The 26186-nt window shown below is 70.6% G+C and carries 26 protein-coding genes; 15 read left to right on the forward strand and 11 right to left on the reverse strand.

Annotation, left to right across the window (positions count from 1 at the left end; all coding sequences use genetic code 11):
• Positions 1 to 106 precede the first annotated feature (106 nt).
• The 5 genes from CLV71_RS22695 to CLV71_RS22715 all read left to right on the forward strand — a co-directional run bounded on the left by CLV71_RS22695 (position 107) and on the right by CLV71_RS22715 (position 4134).
• Entirely contained in the window at positions 107 to 1093 is a 987-nt protein-coding gene (locus CLV71_RS22695) for an ABC transporter substrate-binding protein (protein ID WP_133904852.1), read from the forward strand.
• On the forward strand, positions 1090 to 1863 hold the full coding sequence (locus tag CLV71_RS22700; protein WP_243866638.1) for an ABC transporter permease: 774 nt from the start codon (positions 1090 to 1092) through the stop codon (positions 1861 to 1863). Before CLV71_RS22695 ends, CLV71_RS22700 begins: the two co-directional genes overlap by 4 nt.
• Positions 1860 to 2636, forward strand: a complete 777-nt coding sequence (locus CLV71_RS22705; protein WP_133904853.1) for an ABC transporter permease — start codon at positions 1860 to 1862, stop codon at positions 2634 to 2636. Before CLV71_RS22700 ends, CLV71_RS22705 begins: the two co-directional genes overlap by 4 nt.
• Positions 2637 to 2638: 2 nt before the next feature.
• Complete coding sequence (locus tag CLV71_RS22710; RefSeq protein WP_133904854.1) at positions 2639 to 3433, forward strand: ABC transporter ATP-binding protein; 795 nt, start codon at positions 2639 to 2641, stop codon at positions 3431 to 3433.
• Between the two features lie 80 nt (positions 3434 to 3513).
• Entirely contained in the window at positions 3514 to 4134 is a 621-nt protein-coding gene (locus CLV71_RS22715) for a GntR family transcriptional regulator (protein WP_133904855.1), read from the forward strand.
• Here CLV71_RS22715 and CLV71_RS47860 read toward each other — a convergent pair whose 3' ends face one another.
• Entirely contained in the window at positions 4135 to 4278 is a 144-nt protein-coding gene (locus CLV71_RS47860; RefSeq protein ID WP_166664212.1) for a rubredoxin-like domain-containing protein, read from the reverse strand.
• 30 nt (positions 4279 to 4308) lie between these two features.
• Between CLV71_RS47860 and CLV71_RS22720 the strand changes: the two genes are divergently transcribed.
• Complete coding sequence (locus tag CLV71_RS22720) at positions 4309 to 4773, forward strand: nuclear transport factor 2 family protein (protein WP_208297690.1); 465 nt, start codon at positions 4309 to 4311, stop codon at positions 4771 to 4773.
• On the opposite strand, the gene CLV71_RS22725 is transcribed toward CLV71_RS22720, so the two are convergent.
• Positions 4766 to 4996: an HIT family protein gene (locus tag CLV71_RS22725; protein WP_133904857.1), complete on the reverse strand. Its 231-nt coding sequence runs from the start codon at positions 4994 to 4996 to the stop codon at positions 4766 to 4768. The genes CLV71_RS22720 and CLV71_RS22725 overlap by 8 nt on opposite strands.
• Positions 4997 to 5218: 222 nt before the next feature.
• Between CLV71_RS22725 and CLV71_RS22730 the strand changes: the two genes are divergently transcribed.
• Positions 5219 to 6010: an NYN domain-containing protein gene (locus tag CLV71_RS22730; protein ID WP_243866639.1), complete on the forward strand. Its 792-nt coding sequence runs from the start codon at positions 5219 to 5221 to the stop codon at positions 6008 to 6010.
• Here CLV71_RS22730 and CLV71_RS22735 read toward each other — a convergent pair.
• A complete protein-coding gene (locus CLV71_RS22735; protein WP_133904858.1) occupies positions 5993 to 7003 on the reverse strand; it encodes an NADP-dependent oxidoreductase in 1011 nt (336 codons plus the stop codon). The two genes, CLV71_RS22730 and CLV71_RS22735, sit on opposite strands and share 18 nt — an antisense overlap.
• Before the next feature lie 90 nt (positions 7004 to 7093).
• Between CLV71_RS22735 and CLV71_RS22740 the strand changes: the two genes are divergently transcribed.
• Positions 7094 to 7768 carry a TetR/AcrR family transcriptional regulator gene (locus CLV71_RS22740; protein WP_133904859.1) on the forward strand — a complete coding sequence of 225 codons (675 nt, stop codon included), beginning with the start codon at positions 7094 to 7096 and terminating at the stop codon, positions 7766 to 7768.
• 33 nt (positions 7769 to 7801) lie between these two features.
• On the forward strand, positions 7802 to 8653 hold the full coding sequence (locus CLV71_RS22745; RefSeq protein WP_133904860.1) for a CPBP family intramembrane glutamic endopeptidase: 852 nt from the start codon (positions 7802 to 7804) through the stop codon (positions 8651 to 8653).
• A 4-nt stretch (positions 8654 to 8657) separates the two neighbouring features.
• Here the strand turns inward: CLV71_RS22745 and CLV71_RS22750 are convergent, their stop codons facing one another.
• Both CLV71_RS22750 and CLV71_RS22755 read right to left on the reverse strand, forming a co-directional pair.
• Positions 8658 to 9014, reverse strand: a complete 357-nt coding sequence (locus CLV71_RS22750; RefSeq protein ID WP_133904861.1) for a VOC family protein — start codon at positions 9012 to 9014, stop codon at positions 8658 to 8660.
• 61 nt (positions 9015 to 9075) lie between these two features.
• Positions 9076 to 12753 (reverse strand): nSTAND1 domain-containing NTPase, encoded by a 3678-nt coding sequence (locus CLV71_RS22755; protein WP_133904862.1) that lies wholly within the window; start codon positions 12751 to 12753, stop codon positions 9076 to 9078.
• A 199-nt stretch (positions 12754 to 12952) separates the two neighbouring features.
• On the opposite strand from CLV71_RS22755, the gene CLV71_RS22760 reads away from it, so the two are divergent.
• Positions 12953 to 13447 carry a DUF2690 domain-containing protein gene (locus tag CLV71_RS22760; protein ID WP_133904863.1) on the forward strand — a complete coding sequence of 165 codons (495 nt, stop codon included), beginning with the start codon at positions 12953 to 12955 and terminating at the stop codon, positions 13445 to 13447.
• Between the two features lie 55 nt (positions 13448 to 13502).
• Here the strand turns inward: CLV71_RS22760 and CLV71_RS22765 are convergent, their stop codons facing one another.
• Entirely contained in the window at positions 13503 to 16739 is a 3237-nt protein-coding gene (locus CLV71_RS22765) for an FG-GAP repeat protein (RefSeq protein ID WP_166664213.1), read from the reverse strand.
• A 185-nt stretch (positions 16740 to 16924) separates the two neighbouring features.
• Between CLV71_RS22765 and CLV71_RS22770 the strand changes: the two genes are divergently transcribed.
• On the forward strand, positions 16925 to 17701 hold the full coding sequence (locus tag CLV71_RS22770) for a helix-turn-helix transcriptional regulator (protein ID WP_133904865.1): 777 nt from the start codon (positions 16925 to 16927) through the stop codon (positions 17699 to 17701).
• Between the two features lie 72 nt (positions 17702 to 17773).
• Positions 17774 to 17971, forward strand: coding sequence for a hypothetical protein (locus CLV71_RS22775; RefSeq protein WP_208297691.1), 198 nt, complete (start codon positions 17774 to 17776; stop codon positions 17969 to 17971).
• 6 nt (positions 17972 to 17977) lie between these two features.
• On the opposite strand, the gene CLV71_RS22780 is transcribed toward CLV71_RS22775, so the two are convergent.
• Entirely contained in the window at positions 17978 to 18928 is a 951-nt protein-coding gene (locus CLV71_RS22780; RefSeq protein ID WP_133904866.1) for an ArsR/SmtB family transcription factor, read from the reverse strand.
• Between the two features lie 41 nt (positions 18929 to 18969).
• Positions 18970 to 19800: a PIG-L deacetylase family protein gene (locus CLV71_RS22785; RefSeq protein ID WP_243866667.1), complete on the reverse strand. Its 831-nt coding sequence runs from the start codon at positions 19798 to 19800 to the stop codon at positions 18970 to 18972.
• 123 nt (positions 19801 to 19923) lie between these two features.
• On the opposite strand from CLV71_RS22785, the gene CLV71_RS22790 reads away from it, so the two are divergent.
• Both CLV71_RS22790 and CLV71_RS22795 read left to right on the forward strand, forming a co-directional pair.
• Positions 19924 to 20316, forward strand: a complete 393-nt coding sequence (locus CLV71_RS22790; protein ID WP_166664214.1) for a DUF4279 domain-containing protein — start codon at positions 19924 to 19926, stop codon at positions 20314 to 20316.
• A gap of 70 nt (positions 20317 to 20386) precedes the next feature.
• Positions 20387 to 21010: a class I SAM-dependent methyltransferase gene (locus CLV71_RS22795; RefSeq protein ID WP_133904869.1), complete on the forward strand. Its 624-nt coding sequence runs from the start codon at positions 20387 to 20389 to the stop codon at positions 21008 to 21010.
• On the opposite strand, the gene CLV71_RS22800 is transcribed toward CLV71_RS22795, so the two are convergent.
• A complete protein-coding gene (locus tag CLV71_RS22800) occupies positions 21003 to 23693 on the reverse strand; it encodes a glycosyl hydrolase 2 galactose-binding domain-containing protein (protein ID WP_243866640.1) in 2691 nt (896 codons plus the stop codon). The two genes, CLV71_RS22795 and CLV71_RS22800, sit on opposite strands and share 8 nt — an antisense overlap.
• Before the next feature lie 348 nt (positions 23694 to 24041).
• Here CLV71_RS22800 and CLV71_RS22805 point away from each other — a divergent pair, with 348 nt between their 5' ends.
• Positions 24042 to 24596: a TetR/AcrR family transcriptional regulator gene (locus CLV71_RS22805; protein WP_133904871.1), complete on the forward strand. Its 555-nt coding sequence runs from the start codon at positions 24042 to 24044 to the stop codon at positions 24594 to 24596.
• A gap of 10 nt (positions 24597 to 24606) precedes the next feature.
• Here the strand turns inward: CLV71_RS22805 and CLV71_RS22810 are convergent, their stop codons facing one another.
• Positions 24607 to 25656 (reverse strand): MDR family NADP-dependent oxidoreductase, encoded by a 1050-nt coding sequence (locus tag CLV71_RS22810; protein WP_133904872.1) that lies wholly within the window; start codon positions 25654 to 25656, stop codon positions 24607 to 24609.
• Positions 25657 to 25669: 13 nt separating this feature from the next.
• On the reverse strand, positions 25670 to 26053 hold the full coding sequence (locus CLV71_RS22815) for a hypothetical protein (protein ID WP_133904873.1): 384 nt from the start codon (positions 26051 to 26053) through the stop codon (positions 25670 to 25672).
• Positions 26054 to 26186: the final 133 nt, after the last annotated feature.

Genomic DNA, 26186 nt, shown 5'->3' on the forward strand with positions numbered 1-26186 from the left:
ACAACTTCGCGGTCAAGATTGACTTCACAATTGTTGACAATATCGGTAACGTCCGCCCGGCCGGTCTCACGAGCGCCCCAGGTGCTCCCGTCCGCAGGAGTGAGCCATGTCCCGAGACCCCGCCGTCGCGGTCCCCGTTCGCCGCCGTCGTCTCCTCGCCACCGCCACCGCCGTCGCGTTGCTCGTCAGCGGATGTGGTGACTCGTCGGAAGGCGCGACGACGCCCGAGGGCAGGACGAAGATCACCGTCGGGGTGATCCCGATCGTCGACGTGGCACCGATCTACCTCGGGGTGAAGCAGGGCTTCTTCTCCGAGGAGGGTCTCGAGGTCGAGCTGGAGACCGCGCAGGGCGGCGCGGCGATCGTGCCCGCCGTGGTCAGCGGCCAGTACCAGTTCGGCTTCAGCAACACGACCTCGTTGCTGCTGGCCAACTCTCAGGGCCTGCCGTTGAAGGTGGTCGCGGCGGGTGTCGCGTCGACCGGTGAGGACGGCAAGGACTTCGGCGCGGTCGTGGTGAAGCCGGACAGCCCGATCAGGTCGGCGAAGGACCTCGCTGGCAAGCGGGTCGCCGTGAACACGCTGAAGAACATCAACACCACGACGGTCAACAAGGTGGTCGAGGACGCGGGCGGCGACGCGTCCACCATCAGCTACGTCGAGCTGCCGTTCCCGGACATCGCCGCGGCCGTGGCCAGTGGCGACGTCGACGCGGGTCAGGTCGTCGAGCCGTTCCTGACCATCGCCACGGGGCAGGGCGACCGGCAGGTCGTCTCCAACTACGCGGGCACCGACCCCGACCTGACCGTCGGCATGTACTTCACCTCGCAGCAGTACGTCGGGCAGAACGCCAAGGCCGTCAAGGGTTTCACCGCGGCCATGCAGAAGTCCGTCGCCTACGCGGCCGCGCACCCGGACGAGGTCCGCGCGATCCTGTCCACCTACACGAAGATCGACCCGGCCGTGCAGGAGAACCTCGTGCTGCCGAAGTGGCCGACCGCGGTCGACGAGGACTCCGTCAAGTTGCTGGGCGACCTGGCCGAGGACGACGGCCTGATCTCCAAGCCGCTGGACCTCGACGCCCTGCTCCCGTGATCTCGACCGTGCGCAGGCCCGCGCTCGGCCTGCTGGGGCTCGCGCTGGTCGTCGCCGTCGTGGAACTGTTGCCACGCCTGGACATCGTCGACCGCCGGTTCCTACCGCCGTTCACGGAGATGGCCGAGGGCCTGGGTGGACAGCTCGGCCAGGGCGACTTCTGGGTGGCACTGGGACAGACCCTCGCGGGCTGGGCGCTCGGCCTGGCCATCGCCATGCTCGGCGGCATCGTGTTCGGCGTGGTGATCGGGAGCGTGCCGCTGCTCCGCGCGGTCACCTCCTCCACGATCGAGTTCCTCCGCCCGATTCCCTCGGTCGCGCTCATCCCACTGGTGGTGCTGATCTACGGCAGCCGGATGGAGTCCGCGCTGGTGCTGGTCGTGTACGCGGCGTTCTGGCAGGTGCTCGTCCAGGTGCTGTACGGGGTCGCCGACGTGGACCCGGTGGTGCGCGACACGGCCCGCTCCTACCGCTTCTCGCGGTGGGCGGTCGTGCGCACGGTCGTGTGGCCGACCGCCCTGCCCTACGTCGTCACGGGTTTCCGGCTCGCCGCGGCGGTGGCGTTGATCCTGGAGATCACCGCGGAGCTGGTGATCGGCGTGCCGGGCCTCGGCCGGTCGATCGGCGTGGCGCAGAGCTCCGGCGCCGTCGCCGAGACGTACGCGCTCGTGATCGTCGTCGGTGTCATCGGCGTCCTGGTCAACATCTCGGCACGGGCCGTCGAACGCCGCGTCCTGCGCTGGCACACCTCGGTGAGGGGGGAACTGTGAGGCTGCTGCGGCGAACCGGGCTCACGCTGGGCCTGCCGATCGTGCTCGTGGTGGCCTGGTGGGTGCTGTCGGCGGACAGCACCAGCTACTTCTGGCCGCCGCTGAAGACGATCGTGGCGGCGTTCCCCGAGACCTGGACCGCGGACCCGATCCTGCACGACGTCCTGCCCAGCCTGGAACGCCTCCTGCTCGGGTACGCGATCGCCCTGGTCGCAGGCGTCGCACTGGGGACCGCGATCGGCTCGTCACCCACCCTGCGTGCACTGTGCGAGCCCGCGCTGGAGTTCTTCCGCGCCATCCCGCCGCCGGTGCTCATCCCCGTCATCGCGTTGTTCGCCGGCTACACCGGCTGGACGGCCAAGGTGGTCACGATCGCGCTGGGCTGCCTGTGGCCGATCCTGCTCAACACGGTCGAGGGAGTCCGCTCCGTGGACGAGGTCCTGCGTGACACCGCCCGCTCCTACCGCCTCGGCCGCCTGACCACGCTCCGGCAGGTGGTGCTGCGTGGCGCCAGCCCACGCATCGCCGCGGGCGCGCGGCAGGCGCTGTCCATCGGCGTGATCCTCATGGTCATCAGCGAGCTGTTCGGCGCGAACCGCGGCCTCGGCGCGGCGATCGTCCAGTTCCAGCGGAGCTTCGCGGTCCCGCAGATGTGGACCGGCATCATCCTGCTCGGGCTGGTCGGCGTCGCGCTGTCCGGGCTCTTCCGCCTCGTCGAACACCGAACCATGGCGTGGTACCGAGGTCTTCGCCAGGCAGAACGGGAGGTGTGACCATGGAGCCGACCACAGCCCTCGAGGTCACCGGACTGGCCAAGACGTACACCGGTCACGGCCGCGACGTCGAGGCCATCCGCGACCTGACCTTCCACGTCGACCGGGGTGAGTTCGTCTGCATCGTCGGCCCGTCCGGCGCGGGGAAGACGACGTTGCTGCGGTGCGTCGCGGGCCTGCTGGACTCCTCGGCCGGGCGGATCACCCTGGAGGGAGCGGCGGTCACCGAGCCGCCGCCCGGCATGGCCGTGGTGTTCCAGGAGTACGGCCGCAGCCTGTTCCCGTGGCTGACCGTGCGCGGGAACGTCGAGCTGCCGCTGAAGGAGAAGGGACTGGCCCGCGCCGACCGCGTGGCCAAGGTCGAGGCCGCGCTGGCGGCAGTCGGTCTCGCCGAGAACGCCGACGCGCACCCGTGGCAGCTGTCCGGCGGCATGCAGCAGCGGGTCGCGATCGCCCGCGCGGTGGCCTACGAGCCGACGGTGCTGCTCATGGACGAGCCGTTCGCCGCCGTGGACGCCCAGACGAGAGCCGACCTGGAGGACCTGGTCCTCGGGCTGTGGCGGCAGCTCGGGGTGACAGTCCTGTTCGTCACCCACGACATCGACGAGTCGGTCTACCTCGGTCAGCGCGTGCTCGTGCTGTCCAACCGGCCCACGGTCGTGCTCGAGGACGTGCGGATCGACCTGCCCGACGAGCGGGACCAGCTGCGGACACGCTCGTCCCAGCGGTTCGCCGAGCTGCGGACGCACGTGTACGAGCTGGTCCAGTCGGCCAAGAAGGCTGTGGCGTCCGGCTGACGGCGACCGCCCGTGCCTACCATGACGCGACCGCTGTCGCGAGTGACGAGGAGCCCGAGCCGCATGATGGTCCGCACCGGATGAGCGAGGTGTTCGAGGAGCTGCGCGCCGCGATCCTGCGTGGCGAGTACGCGCCGCTGCAGCGACTCATCGAGACGGAGCTGATCGAGCGGTACGGCACGTCGAGGTTCGTGCTGCGCAACGCGTTGACCCGGCTCGCGACCGAGGGCATGGTCGAGCTGCAGCCCAACCGGGGGGCCAGGGTCCGGCAGATCTCGGCGGAGGAGGCGGTCGAGATCACCGAGCTGCGCCGGGCGGTGGAGGGCCTGGTCGCGGCGAGGGCCGCGCAGCGGGTCACCGACGAGGAGATCACCGAGCTGAGGGCACTCGGCGAGGCGATGACCTCGGCCGTGGCGCAGATGGACATGCTGGGCTACTCCGACCTGAACGCCCGGCTGCACGGCACCGTCCGGCGCATCGCCCGCCACGGCACCGCGACTCGGGTCATCGAGCAGCTGCACGGGCAGCTGGTCCGCCACCAGTTCCGGCTCGCTCTCGTGCCGGGCCGCCCGTCGGTGTCGCTGCCGGAGCACCTGGCGATCATCGACGCGATCTGCGCCCGTGATGCCGAGCGTGCGGAGACTGCCATGCACGCCCACCTGGACAGCGTGCTGAAGATGCTGACGGCCGCGATCGGGTGATCAGGTTCGTTCGGCACCGCAGCGCGGGCAGCGTGCGGGTGGGTTGTCGTCCTCGGTGAGCAGCCCGCAGTCGGGACAGACGCGGTCGAGCCAGCAGGCCGGGTCGCCACCCGTGTCGGGGTGCCGAGGTTCTGGTTTCGTCATCGGGCCTCCTGGGAGCGGTAGGGTTCCATGGTGACCGATGCTCCTCGTGAGGTGTTCCTGAAGCTCGTGCACGGCGTGTGTGAGGAGCGCTGGGCCGACGTGGTGGATCTGTACGCGGAACAGACCGACGTGTCCCACCCGTTCCACCCGCTGGGGGCGCCGCCGATGCTGTCGCGTGAGGAGCTGCGGGAACACTTCGCCGGTGGGCCGCGGCCCTACGAGGGCCCGACCCTGCGCCGCCGCCCGACGGGGATCACCGTCCACGAGACGACCGACCCCGAGGTCATCGTGGCCGAGTTCCGGTACGAGGGCGTCGTGGTGGAGACCGGCAGGCCCTTCACCATCCCGGCCGTGTTCGTGATGCGCGTCAGGGACGGCAAGATCGTCGAGTCCCGCGACTACCTGGACCACCTGCGCTCCGCCTCGGCCCGCGACATGCTCCCCGAGGTACTGGACGCCGTCCGCGACCACCACGCCGAAGGCCCCGTCACGTAGAGCGAGCGGCACTCGCGAGGGTCGCCGCGTCGTGCAGGAACCGGGTCTCGTCCTGCCTGCCATGCACGAGGTAGTCGTGTGGCAGCGGGTTGTTGGGCCGGGGATCGTCGACGGCGTGGCGCGGGACCACGTGGGCGTGCAGGTGGGGCAGGCCGTTGCCCAGCATGGAGATGTTCAGCTTCACCGGCTCGAACACCGCCTCGACCGCGCGGGCCGCGGACACCACGTCCAGTCAGAAGCCGGTCGACTCCTCCGCCGTCAGCCGTGTCACCTCGGCGACGTGGCGGCCCTTCCAGATCACCACGCTGTACCCGCGCACCCGTCACCCCGCAGGACCGTGAACCAACTCGCCGCCCAGTCGGAAGTCACACCACCAAGTGAACCCCACGACGGCGAGATCGGCGCCACCGACGGCGGGCCGGTACCGTCACACTGCTCGCAGCCGATGATGGGAGACGATCCGGTGGCCAACGAGAACGCGGCCAAGCTCGCCGTGCTCATCGACGCGGACAACGCCTCCCCGGTGGTGGTCGAAGGGCTGCTGGCCGAGGTCGCCAAGTACGGCACCGCGCACGTGAAGCGTGCCTACGGCGACTGGACGGGCACGAGCCTCAAGGGCTGGAAGGAACACCTGCTCGCGCAGTCCATCCAGCCGATGCAGCAGTTCGCCTACACGAGCGGCAAGAACGCCACCGACTCCGCCATGGTCATCGACGCCATGGACCTGCTCTACTCCGGCCGGTTCGACGGCTTCTGCCTGGTCTCCAGCGACAGCGACTTCACGAGGCTGGCCGCGCGGATCCGGGAGTCCGGCCTCACCGTCTACGGGTTCGGCGAACGCAAGACGCCGAAGCCGTTCGTCGCCGCGTGCGACAAGTTCATCTACCAGGACAACCTCTCCTACCCGGACGTACCGGAACCCGAGGACGCGCCGCCGACCCGCAAACCGGTCACCCCGGCCACCCAGCTCAAACGCGACGCGGCCCTGGTGAGCCTCCTGCGCAACGCGACCGAGGCCGCGTCCGACGAGGACGGTTGGGCCCCGCTCGCCACCATCGGGCACATCATCACCAAGCAGCGCCCCGACTTCGACCCCCGCACGTACGGCTACAGCAAGCTCAGCGACCTGATCACCGCCACCACACTGTTCGACCTGGACCGCCGCAGCCTCGGGGACGGCAAGCCCGGCATCCCCTACGTCCGCGACAACCGCCGCCGCTCAGACAAGCATTCCTGAGACGACGACGAGGGGTTTTCCCCGCACGTGGGTGTGCACGAGATCGCGGTACGCCTGTGCGCCTTCGTCCAGTGTGTACCGCCGGCTGACGGTCGACGGCAGCGTGCCGGCCACGGCCCGGGCTGCCAGGTGCTCCAGGTCGCCGGGCTGTGCGGTGCTGTACACGGTGCGCACGGTGAGATCCGCGCGGTCGAACGCGGCCGCGTCCGGGCTGGGGAAGGCGATGTTGAGCAGACGGCCTCCCGACCTGATGGCGCGCGCCGCACCGACCAGGGCGGGACCCGGCAGGGTGAGGTTGACCATGGCGTCGACGCCGCCCGGGTGGCGCCGCAGTGTCTCGGTGACGGTGTCGGCTGCCCGGTAGTCGATCACCTCGGTCGCGCCGAGACCTCGGACGTAGTCGTCGTCCTCGGGCAGCGCGGTGGCGATCACGTGGACCCCGGTCTCCGCCAGCAGCGGGACGACCGCGCCACCGACTCCGCCCGCGGCCCCCGTCACCAGAACCCGTTGCCCGGCCGCGAATCCACCGTCGCGCAGCACGGCAAGCGCGGTCAGCCCGGGTATGGGCAGGGTGGCCGCGTGGTCGGCGCCCACGCCGTCCGGTCGCGGGGCGAGTGCCGGGGTGTCCGCCTCGAAGACCGCGTACTCGGCCATGGCACCCGTGGTCAGTGAAACCGGGCTGGACACCATCGTGGCCATCGCCGCTGCCGCGCGCGGCAGCCCGACGCCGAACACCTCGTCGCCCACGACGAAGCGGGTGACGTCCGGACCGACCTCCGAGACCGTGCCCGCGAAGTCGCTGCCCGGCACGTGGGGGAAGGTCAGGGGAGACAGCTCACCCACCACGCCGCTGAGAGTTCGCAGGTCGGCCGGGTTGACCGCGGCGGCCCGGACGCGGACCTGGATCTGGCCGGGCCCGGGGCGAGGCACGGGAACGTCCTCGACGGACAGGACCTCCGGCGGCCCGTACCGCGTTGCGACGACAGCTTTCACGACATCCTCCTAAGTTGACCAGCTGGTCATGTTGAGCGGGACCGTACCGATAACATGACCAGCCGGTCAACTTGTGTTAGTGTCGGCCGCATGCCGCGAGCCGACGCCGCTCGGAACCGAAGCCTCGTCATCGACGCCGCTTCAGCCGAGATGGCCGAACACGGCCTGGAGGTCTCCATGGCCCGGATCGCGGCGCGGGCGGGCGTGGCCAAGGGAACGGTCTTCAACCACTTCCCCAGCAAGGACGAACTGGTCGCCGCGATCTTCTGCGAACAGCTCGACGCCCTGGCCGCAACCGGTGAGACCCTGCTGGAGCAGGCCGATCCGCGTACCGCCCTGCTGCGGTTCATAACGGAGGGGGCGGAACTCCACGCAGGCGACCGCTCGTTCTGCGAAGCGGCCACCGCGATCTCGCGTGCCCACCCCGCGATCCGTGCCGCCAGCGAGCGGCTGGCACAGGCGGCCGAGGCTCTGGCAGCGCGTGCCCGAGAGGCCGGCGCCCTGCGAGCCGACGTGACGGGCCACGACATCGTGCTGCTGCTCAACGCTCCCACCCGGATCGCGGGCCCGGTGGCCACGGCGCGACCCGAGCTGTGGCGGCGCTACCTGCACCTCGTCCTCGACGGCCTGCGGCCGGAGGCCGCGCACGACCTGACCGTCGCGGCACCGTCGCACCAGGACTTCATGACGGCGGCCGAGGAGCCGGGCTCGGGCGTGCCCTGTCCCCCTGGAGAGCTACCGGCTTTGCCCACCTCGGCGCGATGATCCGGCACCCGCCGCGACCATAGCGTTCCCGGCATGAACGAGACACCTGGAAACAACCCCCGCTGGCCCGCGATCGTGCGGCTCGTCCTCCTGTTCGTCCTGTTCTTCGCCGCCGATCTCCTGATCGGCCTCGTCCTCAACGCGGTGTCGGGCTCGGCGATCGCCTCGCTGGTGCTCGGCCCGGTGCTCGCGGCACTCGCCCTGTGGCTCTACCTGGCCGTCGTCCGGTTCGTCGAACGCAGGCGGGCCACCGAGCTGAACCGGCCGGACGCCGTGCGTGGCCTGGCCAGGGGTGCCGTCATCGGGCTCGCGATGTTCGTCGTGGTGATCGGTGTCATCGCCGTGTTCGGTGGTTACGAGGTCGACGGCTGGGGGTCGGTCGGCGCCATGCTGGCCTCGCTCGGCGTGATGATCGGCGCCGCGACCATCGAGGAGCTGATCTTCCGCGGCGTGCTGTTCCGCATCATCGCGGAGATGGGCAACACCACGATCGCGCTCGTGGTCTCGGCGGTCCTGTTCGGCGGCCTGCACCTGTTCAACCCGCAGGCGTCCGTCTGGGGCGCACTGGCCATCGCGGTCGAGGCCGGTCTCATGCTCGGCGCGGCGTTCATGGCCTTCCGCAACCTGTGGGTGCCCATCGGTATCCACTGGGCGTGGAACTTCGCGCAGCAGGGCATCTTCGGCGCCAACGTGTCCGGCAGCGGCCACTCGGCAGGCCTGCTCGACGCATCGACGCCCGGCCCGTCCTGGCTCACCGGGGGCGAGTTCGGTCCGGAGGCGAGCGTCGTCTCGATCATCGTCGGCCTCGCGGCGACCGTGTACTTCCTGCGGCTGGCCAAGCGGCGCGACGACGTTCCCGCGCCGAACACGGCAACGGCCGCCTGACGTGTCAGCGGGTCACGCAGAACTCGTTGCCTGCCGGGTCCTGCAGGACGACCCATCCGCCGCCGTCGGCCTCGCGAAGGTCCGCGAACACCGTGGCGCCGAGCGCGACCAGGCGGTCGACCTCCTCGTCACGGCCGAGATCCGCGGACTGGAGGCAGACGTGCACCCGGTTCTTGACGACCTTGTCCTCCGGCACGGCCTGGAAGTACAGCCGAGGACCCCCGGGCGGTTCGACGACGACCTCGGGATCGCCCGGGGCGCAGTCGGGGTGGACGGGATGGCCGACCACGCCGCTCCAGAACCGGGCCAGCGCGTAGGGATCCGAGCAGTCGAACGACACGTTCCTGACAAAGGAGACCATGATCCACAGGGTAGACGCCGTGGGCTCGACAGTGGACGATCCGACCACACCGGCGGTCGGGTCACGCGCACAGCGGGCGGAACTCCACGTCGGGGATGAACTGGGTCCACTCGGCCCGGGTGACCGGCTCACCGGCGTCGGCGCAGATGCGGGTCGCCACCTCCTCCGGGGCCAGCGGCCACAGGTGTGCGGTCCCGTCGGCGTCACCCGCGGCCAGTGTCCTTCCGTCCCCGCTGACGGCGACCGCGTACACCGAGCCCTCGATGCGCAGCGTCGCGTGGACGGCCGGGTGCGCGACGTCCGTGACGTCCCACAGCCACACGGTCCCGTCGGTGCTGGCCGTCACGAGCAGCGACCCGTCCCCGGTGAAGGTGACGCCGTAGACGTAGTTGGTCGGGCCCACGAGGGGCCGCCCGATCATCCTCGGCGCCCACGGGTCCTCGACGTCCCAGAGCGTCACGGTCCGGTCGGCGCTGCCGACGGCGAGCACGCGGCTGTCCGGGCTGAAGCCCACCGCGTAGGCGTAGTTCGTGTGGCCGGAGAGCCGCGCGGTGTGCCGTGGCGCGGCAGGCAGCGTGACGTCCCACAGGTAGGCGTCGTTGTCCACGCTCGCCGCGGCCAGCATCCGCCCGTCGCGGCTGAAGGCGACGGTCATCACGATGTTGGTCGGCTCGGTCAGCGTGGCCAGCAGGTGCCGGGTGCGGGTGTCCCACAGGCGGACACGGTGGTCGTCGCCGCCGACCGCGAGCAGCGAGCCCTCCGCGTTGAACGCGACGGACTCGACGAGTGCCCCCGCGCCGGTCAACGCGGTCGGCGGCGTGCTTCGGTCGCCGACACGCCACAGCCGGGTCGTGCCGTCGGCGCCGCCGGTGGCGACCAGTGTGCCGTCGGGACTGAGCGCGGACGCGCCGCTGAACTCCGCGTCCTCGACCGGCGCTTCGCGCTGCCGGTGTCCGGCGGCGACCTCGCTCCACTCGACGCTCCCCGGCCCGTCACCCACCGACGACGCCGACACGGCGACAGTCCGGTCGTGCGGGCCGAAGGCCACGGTCGAGATCGGCCCGGGATGACCCGCGATCACCCCGCCGGGCAGGGACCACACGCGTGCGAACCCGTCCGCGCTCGCGGTGAGCAGCGCGTGCGTGCCGGGCAGGAAGGCCGTCGCGGTCACCGGGCCGGGGTGGGGGAGCACCTGCGGCCCGTGCCCGGCGGGCAGGTCCCACACGAACGTGTCGCTGTCGGCCGACCCGGCGGCGAGCCTGCGGCCGTCGTCGCTGAAGCCGACGGCGTAGACCGGGCCGGCGAACCCCGTCAGCGGCGTGCCCTCGGTGCCTGCCGCGAGGTCCCACAGGTGCACCGCGCGGTCGCTGCCCGCGATGGCGACGGTGTGGCCGTCCGGGTGGAAGGCGAGGCCGTTGACCGTCCCGGGGAGTTTCCGCACCGGGCCGCCGTTCGGGGCCGGACCGTCCAGCCGCCAGACGTACAGCGTGTTGCCGAGACCACCCGCCGCGAGCGTCGTGCCGTCGGCGCTGAACGCCACCGCCTTGCCGTCCCCGCCCAGGTCCGCGGCGAGCACGAGGACGCGCGGCGCGCCGGTGGGGTCGAGCCGCCACAGCCGCAGCCCGTCCTGGCCGACGACGGCGAGGTGGCGACCGTCGGGGCTGAACGCGACCGCGTAGCCGGTGCCGGTGAGCGCGGGCTCGGGGCCGGGCAGGCGCGTGGGGTGGCGCGTGTCGGTGATGTCCCACAGCGTCAGGCCGCGGTCCATGCCGGTCAACGCCAGCACGTGGCCGGAAGGGCTGACGGCGGCGCCGAAGACACTGCCGGGAGCCGCGGCGAACCCGTCGCCGACGGGGGCCAGGCGGCGCCGGTCACGCACCCGCCACAGCCGTGCGGTGCCGTCCGCGCCGCCGGTCGCGAGGAGGCCGCCGTCGGCGGTGAGCGCGGTGGCGATCGTGCCGTCGGAGCCCCGTGCCCTGCTCACGACGGGGGTGTGGCCCGACTCCAGCAGGCTCGACCTGGCCTCCGGCGTCGGTGCGATGCGGTAGGCGGCGAGCGCGAGCTGACCGGCCAGCGCCGGATCCGACGACCGCAGGGTGTCCGCACGCAGGGCCGTCTGCCGTGACACGGCGACGTTGCGGTCGGCGACGGCGTCCGAGCGAAGCCGGAAGACGACCGCGACCAGCCCAGCGGCCACGAGGACGGCCACGACCAGTGCCGCGACCCAGCGCCGCAGCCGCCGCAGCTGTCTTCGCCTGTCCCGTTCCTCCCGTCCCCGGGCGTCGAGGCTCGCGGTGAGGAAGTCGCGTTCCACACCGGTCAGCTCGGTGTTCTCCGCCAGGGCGGCGGCCGACTCGAGCAACGCGCCCCGGTACAGGGCGCTCGGGTCCCGGCGCGACTCCAGCCAGTCGAGTGCGGCGCCCTGCAGCTTGCGGTGGGCACGCAGGGCGTCGCGGTCGGCGTCGAGCCACTCGCGAAGCCGTCGCCAGGCGTGGACCAGCGCCTCGTGGCTGATGCTGACCGTGTCGGCGTCGATGGTGACCAGCCGCTGCGCGACGAACCGGTCGAGGATGTCGAGGTACTCCTCTGGCAGGTCGGTCCTGGCGATGCCCCTGCGGGTGTCGGCGACGCCGTCGCCGACGTGGACCAGCCGCAGCAGCAGCGACCGCGCGAGACGCTGCCCGCGCGGCGAGAGGTCGAGGTACACGGCGTCGGCGGACTGCCCGACCGCGTAGGCGATCCCGCCCGTGGAGAGGTACCCGTCGATGGTCAGCCTGCGGCGGTTGCCTGCCTGCCAGGTCGCGTGGAGCACGTGGGACAGCAGCGGAAGCGCGCCGCCGCCCGCCGAGTCCGCGGGCCGGAAGTCCCGCAGCAGCAGCTCGACCAGGCCGTCCTCGAGGTCCACGCACGCCTGCCGCGCGGGCCGCACGATCGCCGACCGCAGCTCCTCCTCGGACATGGCGCCGACGACCACGGTCTCGTGCCGCAGTGCCTCGGCGAGTTCGGGGTGGCCGACGGCGTGGTCGTAGAAGTCCGACCGCATCCCGAACACGACGGCCACGTCGGGCCCCTCGGCGAGCGCGAACAACGCGTCGACGAACGCCGGGTCCCGCTCGTCGCCGGTGAACAGCTCCTCGAACTGGTCGACCACGACGAGGAGGCGTGCCGTGGTGCGTTCCGGCAGCGCGAGGACGCCGGCTCCCGGGGTGAGCAGGACGGTCTGCCACTCGTCGGCACGCAGGGTCGGCACCAGCCCGGCCCGCAGCAGCGAGGACTTGCCCGCCCCGGACTGCCCGATCACGAACAACGGCACCTGGCGGCACTGCCGCACGTGTGCCACCAGCTCGGCCACGAGACGGTCGCGGCCGTGGAACCACTCGGCGTCGTCCGGCTGGAACGGCGCGAGCCCCCGGTACGGGCGGGGTGAGTCGGCGGGCGCGGGACCCGGGGCGCGACGCACGCGGATCAACGCCCGCTCCCACTCGTCGAGCGTGTCGGGATCGGCGACACCGCAGCGAAGCAACACCTTCTTCAGAACCCAGGAGGTGGCCGGGCTCGGCAGCGACTTGCCCGCGAAGTAGTCGCCGACGGTCGTGCGTGCCGCCTCGACGTCCTGGGCGACCTGGCGCACGGACAACCCGGCGCGTTCCCGCAGTTCGGTCAATGCGGCACCGAACTGCCGCGTCGTCCGAATTTCCGCGGGTGTTGTCCAGTTCCTGACCTGTTTCCCGTCGGCCATGACCCTCCTCGGTGGCTCCTGTGCCCGAATATGCCGGATCTCCGGCCGTGACCGGCTGTCCGGGACCGTCCGGGTATCTCGTCGTGACCTTCCGGAGGAATTCCTTCGGCCATTGGATGTCACCCATCGGCGGAATTCCCGCCGGGTGAACCGGAGGAATCATGGAAAGCCATTCCCTGCACGCCACACGGGAGATGTCATGAAACGCGTCATCGGCACACTGCTCGGCGCGGCCCTGCTGGCCGCACTCCAGGTGACCCCCGCGTCGGCGGCGCCCTACGACCCCTACACCGACACGAACCCGGCGACCACGGGCTGCGCGGCGGACGCGATCACCATCGCGACCCGCAACATCGCGAGCCCACAGGCGATCTACGGGACGATGGAGGTCCGGTACTCGCCGTCGTGCGGGACCAACGGGGTACGTGCCAACATGCTCGTCCAGAACGCGGCCTACACGGTCACGAAGGGCATCAGCCGGTTCAGCAGCCAGCCGGACGGCCACGGCGGCTGGCTGGGCTACTACCAGAACTACGAGTACGACCCCGCGGTCGGCTCGTCGTTCGGCATGCAGGTCTACGCCCCGGGCAGCACCTGCATCCAGGCGATGAGCGTCGTCCGTGACAGCGGCGGCCAACTGGTCGCGTTCACCGGCTCACCCGTCCCGTACGACCCGTGGGTCACATTCTGCTGAGTGCTCACGAGGGCCTCCTTCCTGACGTCCGGCGTCAGGAAGGAGGCCCTCACCGCTACTTCCTCGTGCCGCTGCTGTAGGCGAGCCTCGTCAGGGCACCGGAGAGCAGGTCACCGGTGAACAGGTGTCGTCCAGGGCCGTCCGCAACGGCCACCGAGAACGCCGACGCTGTCGGGATCGTGCGGATGCTCGTCAGCGAATGCTGTCCCACCACGTCGATCCGGCCCTGTGCGGCCACGAACGCCTGGTGGGCGAACGGATCCACCGCGACCGCCCGCGCCGGCCCCGCCGTGTCCACGTGGCCGAGCACCTCACGGGTCGACAGCCTCAGCACGCTCACCCCCGGACGGGTGGCACCGCCGCCGATGGCGGCCACGTAGATCCGGTCGTTGAGCCGGTCGATCGTCACGTCGCGCGGCTGTACCGACGGCGCACCGAGGCTCACCATCGGGTGGACCACCTGCGTCACGCCGTCGTCGGTGATGGCGGTCAGGCCTGCCACCTTCGGGTCCGAGGACACGTAGCTCATCGCCACGTACAGCGTGTCCGTGTCCGGGTCGACGGCCATGCCGAGCGGGCCTTTCCCCGTCATGATCGGGGCCAGTTCCGTGTTGGTCCGCCCGTCCACCACGTGGATCCGGCCGAACGCGTTGTTCGACACGTACACGCGGCCGGTCCTCTCGTTGACCACCACGTCGGTCGCCGTCTGGCCGGTCGGCAGCGCGATCGTCGCGACCACCGACTGGGTGCGGCGGTCGATCACCGTCAGGTCGACCTTGTTCGGCTCGCCGGGCCGCTGCGCGCCGAGCACGTAGATCCGCCCGGTCACGTCGTCGACCGCCACGCTGTGCGGCCGGTAGCCCACCGGGATCCTGCCTGTCACCCGCATGGTCTTCCGGTCCAGCACCACCAGCGAGCCGGGCTGGTCCGACGTGTGCGGCTCGGCCACGGACTCGTAGTAGTGCGTCGCGTAGACGTGCCTCGCGTCGGTCGCGACACCGAGCACCGGGGCCGTGTACCCGGGGCGCGCGGGGGCGAGCGCGACCGTCACGTCCGGCGCCAGTGCCTGGTCGTGGGCCTGCGCCAGCTCGTCGGCCTCGCCCGTCGTGATCTCGGTCGGCATCGCGGGCACCGGGTCGGCGGTGAACTCCAGGTTCGTCCAGTCGTCGTACCCGTCCAGCAGCCGCTGGTCGGTGGTGACGGCGTACTCCTGCTCGTCGTCGCCCAGCGCGGGGGTGTCGCAGACGAAGTCGTCGCCGCTGCGGATCGAGTTCTTGTACCGGTTGTCGAGGTTCTTCGGTTCGGTGTCCGACGTGCCGTTCGCGCCGGGGCCGACGCACGCCGCCTTGTTGGCCTGGGCCAGGACGTCGACGTCGACCGCGTCGTTGTCGCCGTTCCAGTCGATCGGCCCGTCGGCCCTGGCGATCCGCTCGCCTCCCGCCGTGTTGCGGTACGTGGTGTACACGGGCAGGTCCGAGCCGATGCCGGCAGGCTCGGACAGCAGTTTCTGGTCGAGCTGGGGCAGCTCGGCGTCGGAGTACGCGACCAGCGACTCGCCGGTGGTCACGTCCGCCATGCCGGACAGCTGGAAGTTGTAGTTCATCGCGCTCAGGTAGTTGGGCTTGTGGTTGATGTCGTCACCACCGCCGTGCTTGAGGCCGAGCGTGTGCCCCAGCTCGTGCACGAACGTGCCCGCCTGCTCCCGGCTGGTGCCGTTGCCGCCACCGAACCCGCCGAGGCTCACCAGGAAGTCCTGGCCGTCGGAGAAGAGGGAGAGCCCCGAGCTGCCGGTCACCACGCCGCCGACCGAGTACTGGTGGCCCCAGATGTTGTAGTGCACGTACGGGTCCCGCGCCGGGTCGAAGTTCACGGCCTTGATCGCGTCGAAGCCCGAGGGCATGTCCAGTACGGCCTGCTCCGGCACCGCGCCGCTGACGTCCACGATCATGTCCACGCCCGGTCGGGAGTCGGCGCCGGGGTAGGGGCAGTCGGCGACGGCGGCCACCGGCGCGTTGTCGAACATGGCGATCGCCTGGTTGACCGGGCCGAGTGGCGCGGCGGCGTCGAACACCTGGATCTGGCCGCCCTCGGAGGCGTCCGCGTGGAGGAGCTCGGCGCGGCCGTCGACCGTGTCGTCGAGGTCGCCGACCGCGATCTGGTTGTGTGCGTCGTTGTTGAAGCGGGTGTCGGACACGCCGAGGCCCTTGACGGGCCCCCGGGTGACGGCGTCGAGTGCGTCGATCCGACCGCCGGAGTCGTTGGCGACCAGGATCTCGTCCCGCCCGTCGCCGTTGACGTCACCGACCGCCACCTGGTTGTGGCTGTCGTTCTCGAACGTCGAGTCGTCGACGCCGAGCGTTGGCGAGGGCAGGTGCGTGGTGGCGTCGAAGACGCCGATGCGGCCGCCTTCGGAGGCGTCGGCGATGACGATCTCGTCGCCGCCCTGCCCGTCCACGTTCCCGACGGCCAGCTGGTTGTGCCGGTCGTCCTCGAAGCGGGTGTCGGTGACGCCGAGCGTCGGCGACGGAAGGTGGGTGACCGCGTCGTACACGTGGATCCGGCCGCCCTCCGACGCATCGGCGACGAGGATCTCATCCTTGCCGTCGCCGTCGAGGTCGCCCACCGCGAGCTGGTTCTCGCGGCTGTTCTCGAAGCGCGTGTCGGTCACCCCGAGCGACGGCGAGGGCAGGTGTGTGGTGGCGTCGAAGACGCCGATGCGGCCGCCTTCGGAGGCGTCGGCGATGACGATCTCGTCGCCGCCCTGCCCGTCCACGTTACCGACCGCCAACTGGTTGTTGGCGTTGTTCTCGAAGCGGGTGTCCGTCACGCCGAGAGCCGGCGACGCCAGGTGCGTGAAGGGGTCGTAGACGTGGATCCGGCCACCCTCGCTCGCGTCGGCGATCACGACCTCGGCGCGGCCGTCCGCGTCCAGGTCGCCGACCGCGAGCTGGTTGTGGGGGTCGTCCTCGAACCGGGTGTCTACGACGCCGAGCACCTTGTCCGGCACACCGGGCGGGCCGCCGAACAGGTCGGGGGCGTGGCTGTGGTCGCCGTCCGCCATGTAGTCGACCTCTATGACGACCGTCTTGCGGCACGGGCTCGCGCCGAGCGCCGCGAGGTCCATCGAGACGCTGCCGTCCGGCCGGCGGATGCCGCCCGTCTCGACGAGGTCGGGGATGGCGTCGCCGTCCGTGTCCGTGTCAGCCGTGACCGTCGGCGTGGGTGGTGGTGTCGCGGCGGCCGGCCGGCCGAGCCCCGCGACGAGCAGGGCGACGGCGATCGTGGCCGCCACCGCGCTCCCTCTGCGTGATGCCATCATCTCAGGTGTGCTCCATCGAACGAGATTTCTGGTGCGGTGCCGGACAATCGTGACTGTCCGCAGAGGTCTCCCGCCGCCATGTTTCGCAGAACTGTGCAACGGGCGAACATCACGTATCTGAGCAGGCCGCGTCGCCTCCTCTCACCGGAGGAGACCGCATGCATTCCTTGCGCACGAACGATCTGCGCGCCGTGCTCGACTACAGCACGTCGACACTGCGCGTGGCGTCCCACGACCAGGTGCCGCCGTTGCTGGCCGGTCTCGCGCGCCTGGTCGGCAGTGACTCGGCGACGCTGACCCGACTCGACCTGCGCACACAGGACGAGGTGGCGGTGCCGTGGCCGCCCGCGAGACCGGCCCCCGAGCTGCTGACCGCCTACGCGGCGATCAGCCACACGCATCCGCTGCGTGCGCCGCTGATGGCGATCGCGCGGCGGCGTCCGGCCAGGATCGTGCCGCCGAGGGTGTCCGACGTGCTCACGGCACGCGGGTGGCGCGCCACCCGCATCCACCGCGAGGCGATGCCCGCCACGACGGACCAGCTGTGCCTCCCGCTGCGGTTCCACGGCGACACGATGTGCGCGATCACCCTGTCCCGCACCGGAGGCACGTTCACCGACCGGCAGCGGGACATGCTCGCCGCGTGCGCGGAACACCTCAGGTCCGCCCTGGTCCGCGCCCGCCCGGACACGCGGCGCGGGGTCCGGTTCGCCCCCTACCCGGCCGAGGCGCCCGTCCGCGTGGCACCGGCCCTGTCCACCCGGGAACGCCAGATCGTCGAGCTGGTCGCGACGGGACGCACGGACGCCCAGATCGCGCGGCTGCTGGACCTGCGCCCCGCCACGGTCTCCAAACACCTGCACCGGGTCTACCTGCGCCACAACCTCCGCAACCGCACGGAGGCGGTCCGGCTTCTCGACCGCGTGCGGCTGTGACGTGCTCGGTCAGTTCGCCCCTTCGGGCACGTCGCGCTGGCTACCTGGACCGGAACCGGTGAGACTGGGCCGGTGAAGAGTCGTGTACTGATGATCGTCGGCCTGGTGGCCGTGCTGCTCGGCGGTGTCTGGGCGTTGCAGGGAGCCGGGGTGATCGGCGGCAGCGGCATGTCGAACTCGACGACCTGGCTGGTGATCGGCATCGTGTTGGTGGTGGTCGGCCTGGGGCTGGTCGCCGTCGGCACGCGAAGCACACGCCGACGCGCCTGACCGCTCTCAGGTCAGCAGGGCGAGGCCCTGCGGTGTGAGCGAGTGGAGCACCGACTGCCCGGTGCGGCGGCTGGTGACCAGACCGGCCGACCGCAGCACGGAGGTCTGCCTGCTCGCGGTCGGCGGGGTGACCCCGGTCCGTGTCGCCAGGTCCTTGGTGCTGCACGGGCTCTCGCGGATCGCCTCGAGCATCCGCGTCCTGGTCGGGCCGACCAGCGCGGACAGCGGCCGGTCCGAGGCCCCGGGGACCTGGCGGCGCACGTCGTGCCGGATCGGGTACACCAGCGTCGGCTCGAGCGTGTCGTCACGGAACGTGGTCGGGGTGTCCCAGCAGAAGAACGACGGCACCAGCAGCAGGCCGCGGCCGTCCAGCCGCAGCTCCCGGTCCACGGAGTAGTCCAGCTCCAGCACCGGGTACTCCCACCGCGCGCTCGGGTGCAGCTCCCGCAGCAGCGGCACCACGCCCCTGGTCGCGAGCAGCTCGGTCTGCCGCGCGCGTTCCCGGTCCACGGCCAGGCACACCGTCGACCAGGACGGCGCCACACAGGCCGCGAAGTACCGGTCGACGGCCGCGCCGAGCCTGCGCAGCTCGTCGGTCCGACCGTCGGCGAGCCGCCTCGTCCACGCGGGCAGCGACCGTTCGGCGGCGAGCGTGGCCAGGTCCGTGCGCAACCGCGGCGTCGAGGTGCTCATCAGCGTGTCCACCCCCTCGGCGAGGGACGATCCCGGCGGGGTGAGGAAGTCGGCGTAGTAGCCCCTCGGCGGCACCAGGTCGGTGAGCAGCCGCGTGTCGTCCGGCACCCCGGTCGCCGCGGACCGCCACCAGCTCTCGAAGAACACCCCGCCGTCACGTCTGCGCAGCCGGTACAGGCTCAGCACGGTCTCCCACATCGGCTGCGACCCGACACACAGCCGGGTCCGCCCCAGGTCCTCCGGGGTGAAGACGATCCTCAGCACGGCACCCTCGTTCCGTCCCGTCGGAAGAAGCAGGCTCGCGGTCAGGGATGGGTGGCTCTCAGGTCGACCTCGCTGTAGCGGAGGTGGCGGGTGAGGGGGTCCTCGGCGACGGCGGCGGCCGTCACCGGGAGCAGGTCGTGGGTCTCGTTGCGCATGCGGTAGAAGGCCTCGGCGAAGTTGACGCCCGCGGCCCGGCCGAACTCGCCGTTGTTGGACTCGATCAGCTTGCGTGCGAACAGCCCCGAGTAGCCCTGGCTGTCGAAGCAGTCCATCGCGGCGACCTTCCTGCCGACCACCGGGGTGATGTCGACGAACACGTCGTTGCGCACACCGAAGAGGCTCAGGCCGTCCGCTGCGAAGACGGGCAGGGAGGTGAAGAAGACCTGCTTGACGTGGAACTCGGCCCGGCCGTCCAGGTTCCGCAGGTAGGTGCCGGTCCTGCCGAGGGCGGCGAGCACGGTCGTGGTGGCCACGGTGTGGGTGTTGCTCGCCACGACGGGGTTCAGCGGGTAGTCGCAGATGATCACGTCGGGCCGTTCGAGCGCGATCTGCTCGGCCACGAGGTCCACGACGTGCTCCTGCAGGGACGCCACCCGGTCGTCGGTGTCGAGGCCGATCACCCTGTGGACGCCGATGATGTCGGCGGCGCGGCGCAGCTCGTCCCACTTGTGCGCCGCGATGTCGTCGATGCCCGCGGTCGTGATCGCCTCGTCCGGGTCGTCCTTGCGCCACTCCTCGGCGTACCGGTTGGCGTGGATCCGCCCGCCGTGCGTGATGATCAGCGCGACGACCTCGTCACCCGCCTCGGCGTGCCGCGCCAGCGTGCCGCCACAGTTGGTGATCGTGTCGGCAGGATGGGCGTAGATCGTCATGACCTTCACGGGTCGGCACCTCCGCCAGGCGAACGGGATCGACTCGAGCCACCTCACGCGAAACGCCGTTCCATGTCAACATTCCCCTCGCGGGGACGGCGCCTGCCGGGAGATGATGCCGCGGTGCGAACGGGTGCGGCGTTTCGGCTGTCGAGCGACCATGACGGTGGTGCCGCGTTCGTGACCAGGACGCTCGGCCTCGAGCCGACGGACGGGTTCGAGGTCGGTGACCGGGTCGGGCGCACGGGGTCCGTCCGTCGCAGGTCCCTGTGGTCGCTGTCGTCGGGCCTGCCGCCGGAGAGCGAGCTCGCGGCCCATCTGGACTGGCTCCTCGACCTCCTCGAACCCAGGCGCGACCTGTTGTGGCGTCTGGCGGACCAGGGCTACACGGCCGACTGGTTCTGCCTCGCCGCGTCCGGGGCCGCCGAACACGCGGTCGGGCTGACCAGGCCGCTCCTGACCAGGCTGCTGACCGTGCCGGGCGACCTGCTCCTCGACGTCATGGGCGACGACTGACCCCAGCGAGTTGCCGATCCGGCAACGGAAGTTGCCGGTCATCCAGGGCGGACGGACACTGTGGCCGGAGGTGGGCACTGACATGTTCGACCGGGACTCCTGGGAACGGCGTTGGGCGCGGGCGCTGCGTGAGCACGCGGACGTGGTGACGAAACGCCCGCCGAACGGGTACCTGCTCGAGGTGGCCGAGGACCTGCGCCCCGGTCTCGCGCTCGACGCGGGGTGCGGGCACGGGGCGGAGACGCTCTGGCTCGCCGCGCACGGGTGGCGGGTGACGGCCGTCGACTTCGCCGCCACCGCGCTGGACCACGCCCGGTCGAGCGCCGAGGCCGTCGGGACGGACGTCGCCGGGCGTGTGGACTGGGTTCAGGGCGATCTCGCGGTCTGGACCCCGCCCCCGGCCCGCTTCGACCTCGTGACCTGCCTGTACGTCCACATGGCGGCCGGGGTGACAGAGACCGTGCGGCGCCTCGCGTCCGGGGTCGCACCGGGCGGCACCCTGCTCCTCGCCGGCCACCGCCCGGTCGACCCGAGCACCGGCGACGCGACCGCCGCGGCCGGACAGGTGCAGGTCTCCGTCGACGAGGCCCGCGCCGCCCTCGACGGATGGGAGGTCCTCGTCGGCGAGGACCGGCCGAGGGCCGCGCCAGGCACCGGCGTCGACGCCGTGGTGCGGGCGCGACGGCTCACCTGAGGGTCATCGTGTCCGTGTTGAAGCCCGACAGCGTGACCACCGGTTTGCCGCCGTGCGGCTGCCCCGGCGGGAGGGTGGCGGTGATGACCTGCGACTGACCGGGCCACAGCACGAGGTCGTTGTCGTCCCACGTGGCCCACGGGACGCCCTGGATGTCCGCGCGTAGGAAGAACGCGACGGTGTCGGAGGTGTTGGTGACGGTCACCGACGTCGTCCCCGGCCGGACCTTCGCACTGACCTGCGTCCTCGGCAGCGTCCGCAGTGCGGTCAGGTCCGCGTACTGCGTCATCGTCGCCTGCGGGTTTCCCTGTGTGGCAGCCCAGTCCACCACGTCCGGCGTGGTCGACCGCCAGTACACGTTGCGGTCGACGACCTTCCCGTGCCTGCGCAGCTCCAGCTCCACGAAGTACACCGAGCCGGTCGTCGGCAGCACGGGCGTGAGGACGTCGTTGCGGACCTGTTGCCCGGCAAGGGAAAGGCCGTCGACCTGCTGGTCGTCCAGCACGGTGCCGGACAGGTCACGCACCCTGGCCCGCACCGAGAGTCCACTTTCGACACGACCGCCGAGGTTGTCCACCGTCACGGTGTCGTCGTCGTAGCTGAGCAGGGCGTGCAGCGGCTTGTTGGCCTTCTGCGCGCCGTAGAAGGCGCCCGGCTGGTCACCGTCCTGGTTGAACAGTGACCACAGCAGGGTCGGCCAGCCCTTGTTCAGCTGCCAGTACACCAGACCCGTCGACGGGTTCGTCGGATCGGTGGAGTGGTCGATGAACGCCTCGAACTGGGACCGCACGTTCTCGTAGTTGGCCACCTGCGCGAGCTGCACGTAGGTCGCCAGGTCGGACCACGTCCCGTAGCGGTTCGCGAGCGCGGTGTCGAACGTGTAGAGCGTGCCGAAGGCGTAGCCGCCGTGACCCGACGAGTAGTTGGCGTGGTACTGGTTGTACTCCGGGTCCTGCCACAGCTTCTGCTGCTCCTCCGGCGAGAGGAAGCGGTCGAGGGACGCCATGGTCGGCACGGTGTGGCCCGCGCTCTGCTCGCTCGCGAACGCCCACGACCCGCCGACGTTCGTCCGCGTCGAGTCGCGTGGGTCGAAGTGCGTCGTGTCGTACCAGTAGGTGGGCGGCACCCAGTCGTAGGGCCCTTCCTTCTCGCCGGCCGGCCCGAGCGTGGCGGTCTTCTTGTACTCGGCAGATGCGACGATCGGCACCTGGAAGTCGGCCTCCGCGAACCCCGCCAGCGACTCGACCTCCTGACGCGGCAACGGTTTGTTGTCGCTCCAGCCGTAGGTGACGACGCTGGGGTGGTCGCGTTCGCGTTCGCCGATGCCGCGCGCGGAGTCGTGCATGATCCGGAAGTCGCGCTCGGTGAGGCCGGCCTCGGAGGCGGGTTCCCACCCGTCACAGCACAGGAAGCCGCCGAGGATCATCAGTCCCGCGCGGTCGAACTGGTCGTAGAAGTCCTGCGGCATGTCGTGGCCCTCGAGCCGGATGCCGTTGAGACCCATGCTCTTGATGAGCGTGATCTGCCTGGCCACCTCGGCCTTCGAGTAGCGGAGGAACAGGTCCGGCATGTACCCGCCACCCCGGAACACGAAGTCGTGGCCGTTCACCGCGTAGATGCGGGCGCCGTCGGGCGCCTGCGGCGACGCCCCGACCAGGCGACTGGTCACGGTGCGGATGCCGAACGTGCTCGTCGAGGTCGTGGACACCTTGCCGTGCTGGGAAACCAGGGTGCGCAGTGTGTAGAGCGGCTGGTCGCCCATCGAGTACGGCCACCACAGCTTCGGCCGGGAGATCGTCACCGGGTCGAAGGACACGGTCCGCGTGCTCAGGGCGGGCACGCTCACGGTCTGGTGCAGGACGACCGGCCGTCCGCCGCCCGGCGGCGTGATCGTCGCACCGACCTCGCCACGCTCGTCGCCGGTCGAGTTGTTGGTGACGTCGAGCTTGACGGTGAGCTTCGAGGTGCTGAGGTCGGTCGCGTTGTCCTGCACCACGTGTGCGTTCGAGCCGGCCAGCGCGTCGGAAAGCCGGAGCTGGACGGGGAACTGGATGCCGGTGTTGTTGTCCGGGGGGATCTGGCTCCAGTCGAGGTGGGAGAGCGTGTACATCTTCTTGGGGTTGTTGGGATACATCTTGATCGCCAACGAGTTGCGGCCGGGGCGGACCAGCGAGGAGACGTCGAAGGTGTGGCCCGCGTAGGCGCCGCTCACGAGGTCGTGGTCGGCGACGAGCGTGCCGTTCACCCACACGTCGCCCTCACCGACGACACCCGGCACGACGAGCTTCGCGGGCTGCCGGGCGGCGAGCGTGAAGTCCGTGCGGAACCACCAGGGCACCGCGAACCGCGGGACGGTCACCGGGCCGCGTTTGGTGACGTAGCCGAAGCACTGGCGCATGTTGTCGCTGTAGTAGACGTCGGGGCACTCGCCGTTCTGCAGCAGGGCGGTGATCTCCGTGCCGGGGGCGCCTGCGTCGTCCGGCTTCACGGGCAGCCAGCCGTCGGTGTGGAAGGACGGGCTGGACACCTGTTCGCCGGGGGCCGTGGCGATGGCGGAACTCTGCACCTGCCAGCCCCGAGTGCCGAGCGTCAGGAGACCGCCCGCCCCGTTGGCCGCCGCCGAGGGGGCGGTGAGCAGGGCTGATGCCGTGAGCAGCGTCGCTCCCAGCGCGAGGACCCTCATACCGGCCGATGGTGAGCCCATGGCGCGCCTCCCTTACGTTGGGAAAATTTCTAACACAGATCTCACGTCGGACGGAAGCCCTCGGTCCCCGGACCGACGTCCGCGGGCCGGGGAGAGCCACGCCGGAATCGAGCACGGCCCTGGGGGTCGGACTTCGGTGGGACGGCCCGCTGCGCAGTGTCTACATGCGATACACCACAAGAGGACACACTCGTCGCGGCGTGACCGTTCGCCGAGGGAACCCGTTCTCGTCGCGTTGGCCGCCGCCAACCGGGCCGGCGCCGGTCGGTCTCACCGGCGATCAACGGGCCGGCCGACCTGCCCGTCGTCCTCGGTTAGCATCGCGCCATGTCGCCGACCCGGGCCGAGCAGGCCGAGAAGACGAGGAAGACCGTGCTCGAGACGGCGCGGCGGCTGTTCATCGAGCACGGGTTCGACGCGACATCACTGCAACTCATCGCCGACACCATGGGCGTGACGAAGGCCAACGTCTACTACTACTTCCGCACCAAGGTCGAGATCCTGGAGGCGTTGCTGGAGGGCAGCGTCGTCGCGCTCACCACCATGCTCGACGAGGCCGAAAAGATCAAGGGCAGGCAGGAACGCGTGGAGTTCCTGGTCGACGGGTTCGTCGACCAGGTCGTCGTCGCCCACCGGACCATCGCGCCGATGAACCGCGCGGACCCCATCATCCGCAGGCACGAGGGCATCAGCAGGCGACTCGACGAGCTGTCCGGCCGCGGGCTGCACCTCCTGTTCGGCGACACCCCCACGCCCGACCAGCGCGCCGCCCACGCCATGCTCGGCGACCTCGGCCCGGCCACCCGCAGCCTGAGCCACCTGCCCGACGACGAACTGCGTGCCGTCCTCCGCCGCCTCTGCCTACGCGTTGTCCGCGTCTGAGTCGAAACCGTCAGAGCTTCACGAGGACTTTGCCGCGGTTGGCGTCGCGGTCGAGGTAAAGCGACTGGTACGCGCGGGGAATTTCGTCGAAGCCGTGGCGAATGGTCTCGTGGTGCGCGATCTCGCCGTTGCGGACGAGATCGCCCACCTCACCGTGAAGCGTCCGCCAGTTCTCGTCGGTGAACCATTCGATGGAGAAGATCCCGCGAATGGTGGTGCGGGGAAACATGATGTAGGGGAGCAGCCGTGGGCCGACGTACTCCTTGCCGACCTGGGTGGCCCACTGCCAGCAGACGGCCACCTGGCTGTCGATGTTGAGCATGCTGAACACGGCATCGGTGACAGCACCGCCCAGGGTGTCGAAGTACTTGTCCACACCGTCGGGTGCCGCCGCCCGCAGCGCCTCGAGTACGCCGTCGTCACCGTGCCGGTAGTCGATGACGGAGTCGAAACCGAGACCGGTCAGATGGGCCTTCTTCTCCGGTGAGCCGGTGGTGCCGACGACCCTGGCGCCCGCCCGTCTGGCGAGCTGTCCGACGAGCGAGCCGACCGCACCGGACGCACCACTGACCACGACGGTGTCGCCGGGCCTGACGGTCATGAACTTGGCGAGCGTGCCCCACGCGGTCATCCCCGGCCCGCCCATGACACCCAGCGCGGTGGACAGCGGCAGGGCGTCGTCGTAGTGCCGGGGATCCAGCCTGCGGTAGGCGGGGAAGATCATCGGGAACGTCCCGGTCTGCCAGAGCGCGGGCTCGCCGGTGCTGACGAGATGGGTCCGCCAGCCGCCGAAGCCCTGGACCAGGTCACCGGGCCGGTGCGGGGCACGCGGCCCGGCCTCGAGCACCTCCATGATCGAGTCGGCACCCATGTGGTCGCCGATCGGCGTGTCCATGCAGATGCCCTGCAGATAGGGATCGACGGAGATGTAGAGGGTTTTCAGCAGCATCTCGTCGTCGGCCAGATGGACGTCGAGATCTTCGGTGACCTTTTCGTAGATCCTGCCGATGTCGGGAATGCCCGGGACATGCTCGCGAACCACCCATTTCTCGGCCTTCATGTGAGCATTCCTATCATCGGGTTGTGGCCGTCGCATCCCGAGAAGCCGCTGGTCGGGACGGACACGGTGCCGAGGGCTGTCCGGAGCCGTGGTCCGCCTCGGGAGCCACCAGCAGTCCGGCCACTGACGAGATGTCGGTTACGTCCTCGAGGTGGTGTGTCAACTCGAGCAGTTCCGCGCAGATCCCGGGCGCCAGCACCCTTCCCGCGAAGTCGAGGAACTTCGCGTCCTCCGACATGGGCTGGAGATAGCCGTACTGCGCGTGGACCTTGTAGTGCGTGTCGAGGAGCTCCCACGTCAGGCCGGCCTCGGCGAGCGCCGCCGCCCGGGTCCCGTTCGCCGCCGCCGTGCCGCCGAAGGTCCGCAGCGAGTTTGATGCGGCGGCCTCGCCGCTCAACCGTCACTGAACTCCGACCAAACATCGGGTCTTTGCTCGTGTTCGCCAATCTGCTACAACATAAGTACCTGCTGGCGCGATGAAGTCATCGGACGTCTGCGGTGTTCAACCTTCTTGCTCCGAGCGTCAACGT

Source organism: Actinophytocola oryzae (assembly GCF_004364325.1).
GTDB lineage: Bacteria > Actinomycetota > Actinomycetes > Mycobacteriales > Pseudonocardiaceae > Actinophytocola > Actinophytocola oryzae.

Bases quoted from the DNA above. Each gene is read 5' to 3' on its own strand.
- CLV71_RS22695 (WP_133904852.1), top strand. From the start codon at position 107: ATGTCCCGAGACCCCGCCGTCGCGGTCCCCGTTCGCCGCCGTCGTCTC.
- CLV71_RS22710 (WP_133904854.1), top strand. From the start codon at position 2,639: ATGGAGCCGACCACAGCCCTCGAGGTCACCGGACTGGCCAAGACGTAC.
- CLV71_RS22715 (WP_133904855.1), top strand. From the start codon at position 3,514: ATGAGCGAGGTGTTCGAGGAGCTGCGCGCCGCGATCCTGCGTGGCGAG.
- CLV71_RS47860 (WP_166664212.1), bottom strand. From the start codon at position 4,278: ATGACGAAACCAGAACCTCGGCACCCCGACACGGGTGGCGACCCGGCC.
- CLV71_RS22730 (WP_243866639.1), top strand. From the start codon at position 5,219: ATGATGGGAGACGATCCGGTGGCCAACGAGAACGCGGCCAAGCTCGCC.
- CLV71_RS22740 (WP_133904859.1), top strand. From the start codon at position 7,094: ATGCCGCGAGCCGACGCCGCTCGGAACCGAAGCCTCGTCATCGACGCC.
- CLV71_RS22745 (WP_133904860.1), top strand. From the start codon at position 7,802: ATGAACGAGACACCTGGAAACAACCCCCGCTGGCCCGCGATCGTGCGG.
- CLV71_RS22750 (WP_133904861.1), bottom strand. From the start codon at position 9,014: ATGGTCTCCTTTGTCAGGAACGTGTCGTTCGACTGCTCGGATCCCTAC.
- CLV71_RS22755 (WP_133904862.1), bottom strand. From the start codon at position 12,753: ATGGCCGACGGGAAACAGGTCAGGAACTGGACAACACCCGCGGAAATT.
- CLV71_RS22760 (WP_133904863.1), top strand. From the start codon at position 12,953: ATGAAACGCGTCATCGGCACACTGCTCGGCGCGGCCCTGCTGGCCGCA.
- CLV71_RS22770 (WP_133904865.1), top strand. From the start codon at position 16,925: ATGCATTCCTTGCGCACGAACGATCTGCGCGCCGTGCTCGACTACAGC.
- CLV71_RS22785 (WP_243866667.1), bottom strand. From the start codon at position 19,800: ATGACGATCTACGCCCATCCTGCCGACACGATCACCAACTGTGGCGGC.
- CLV71_RS22800 (WP_243866640.1), bottom strand. From the start codon at position 23,693: ATGAGGGTCCTCGCGCTGGGAGCGACGCTGCTCACGGCATCAGCCCTG.
- CLV71_RS22805 (WP_133904871.1), top strand. From the start codon at position 24,042: ATGTCGCCGACCCGGGCCGAGCAGGCCGAGAAGACGAGGAAGACCGTG.
- CLV71_RS22810 (WP_133904872.1), bottom strand. From the start codon at position 25,656: ATGAAGGCCGAGAAATGGGTGGTTCGCGAGCATGTCCCGGGCATTCCC.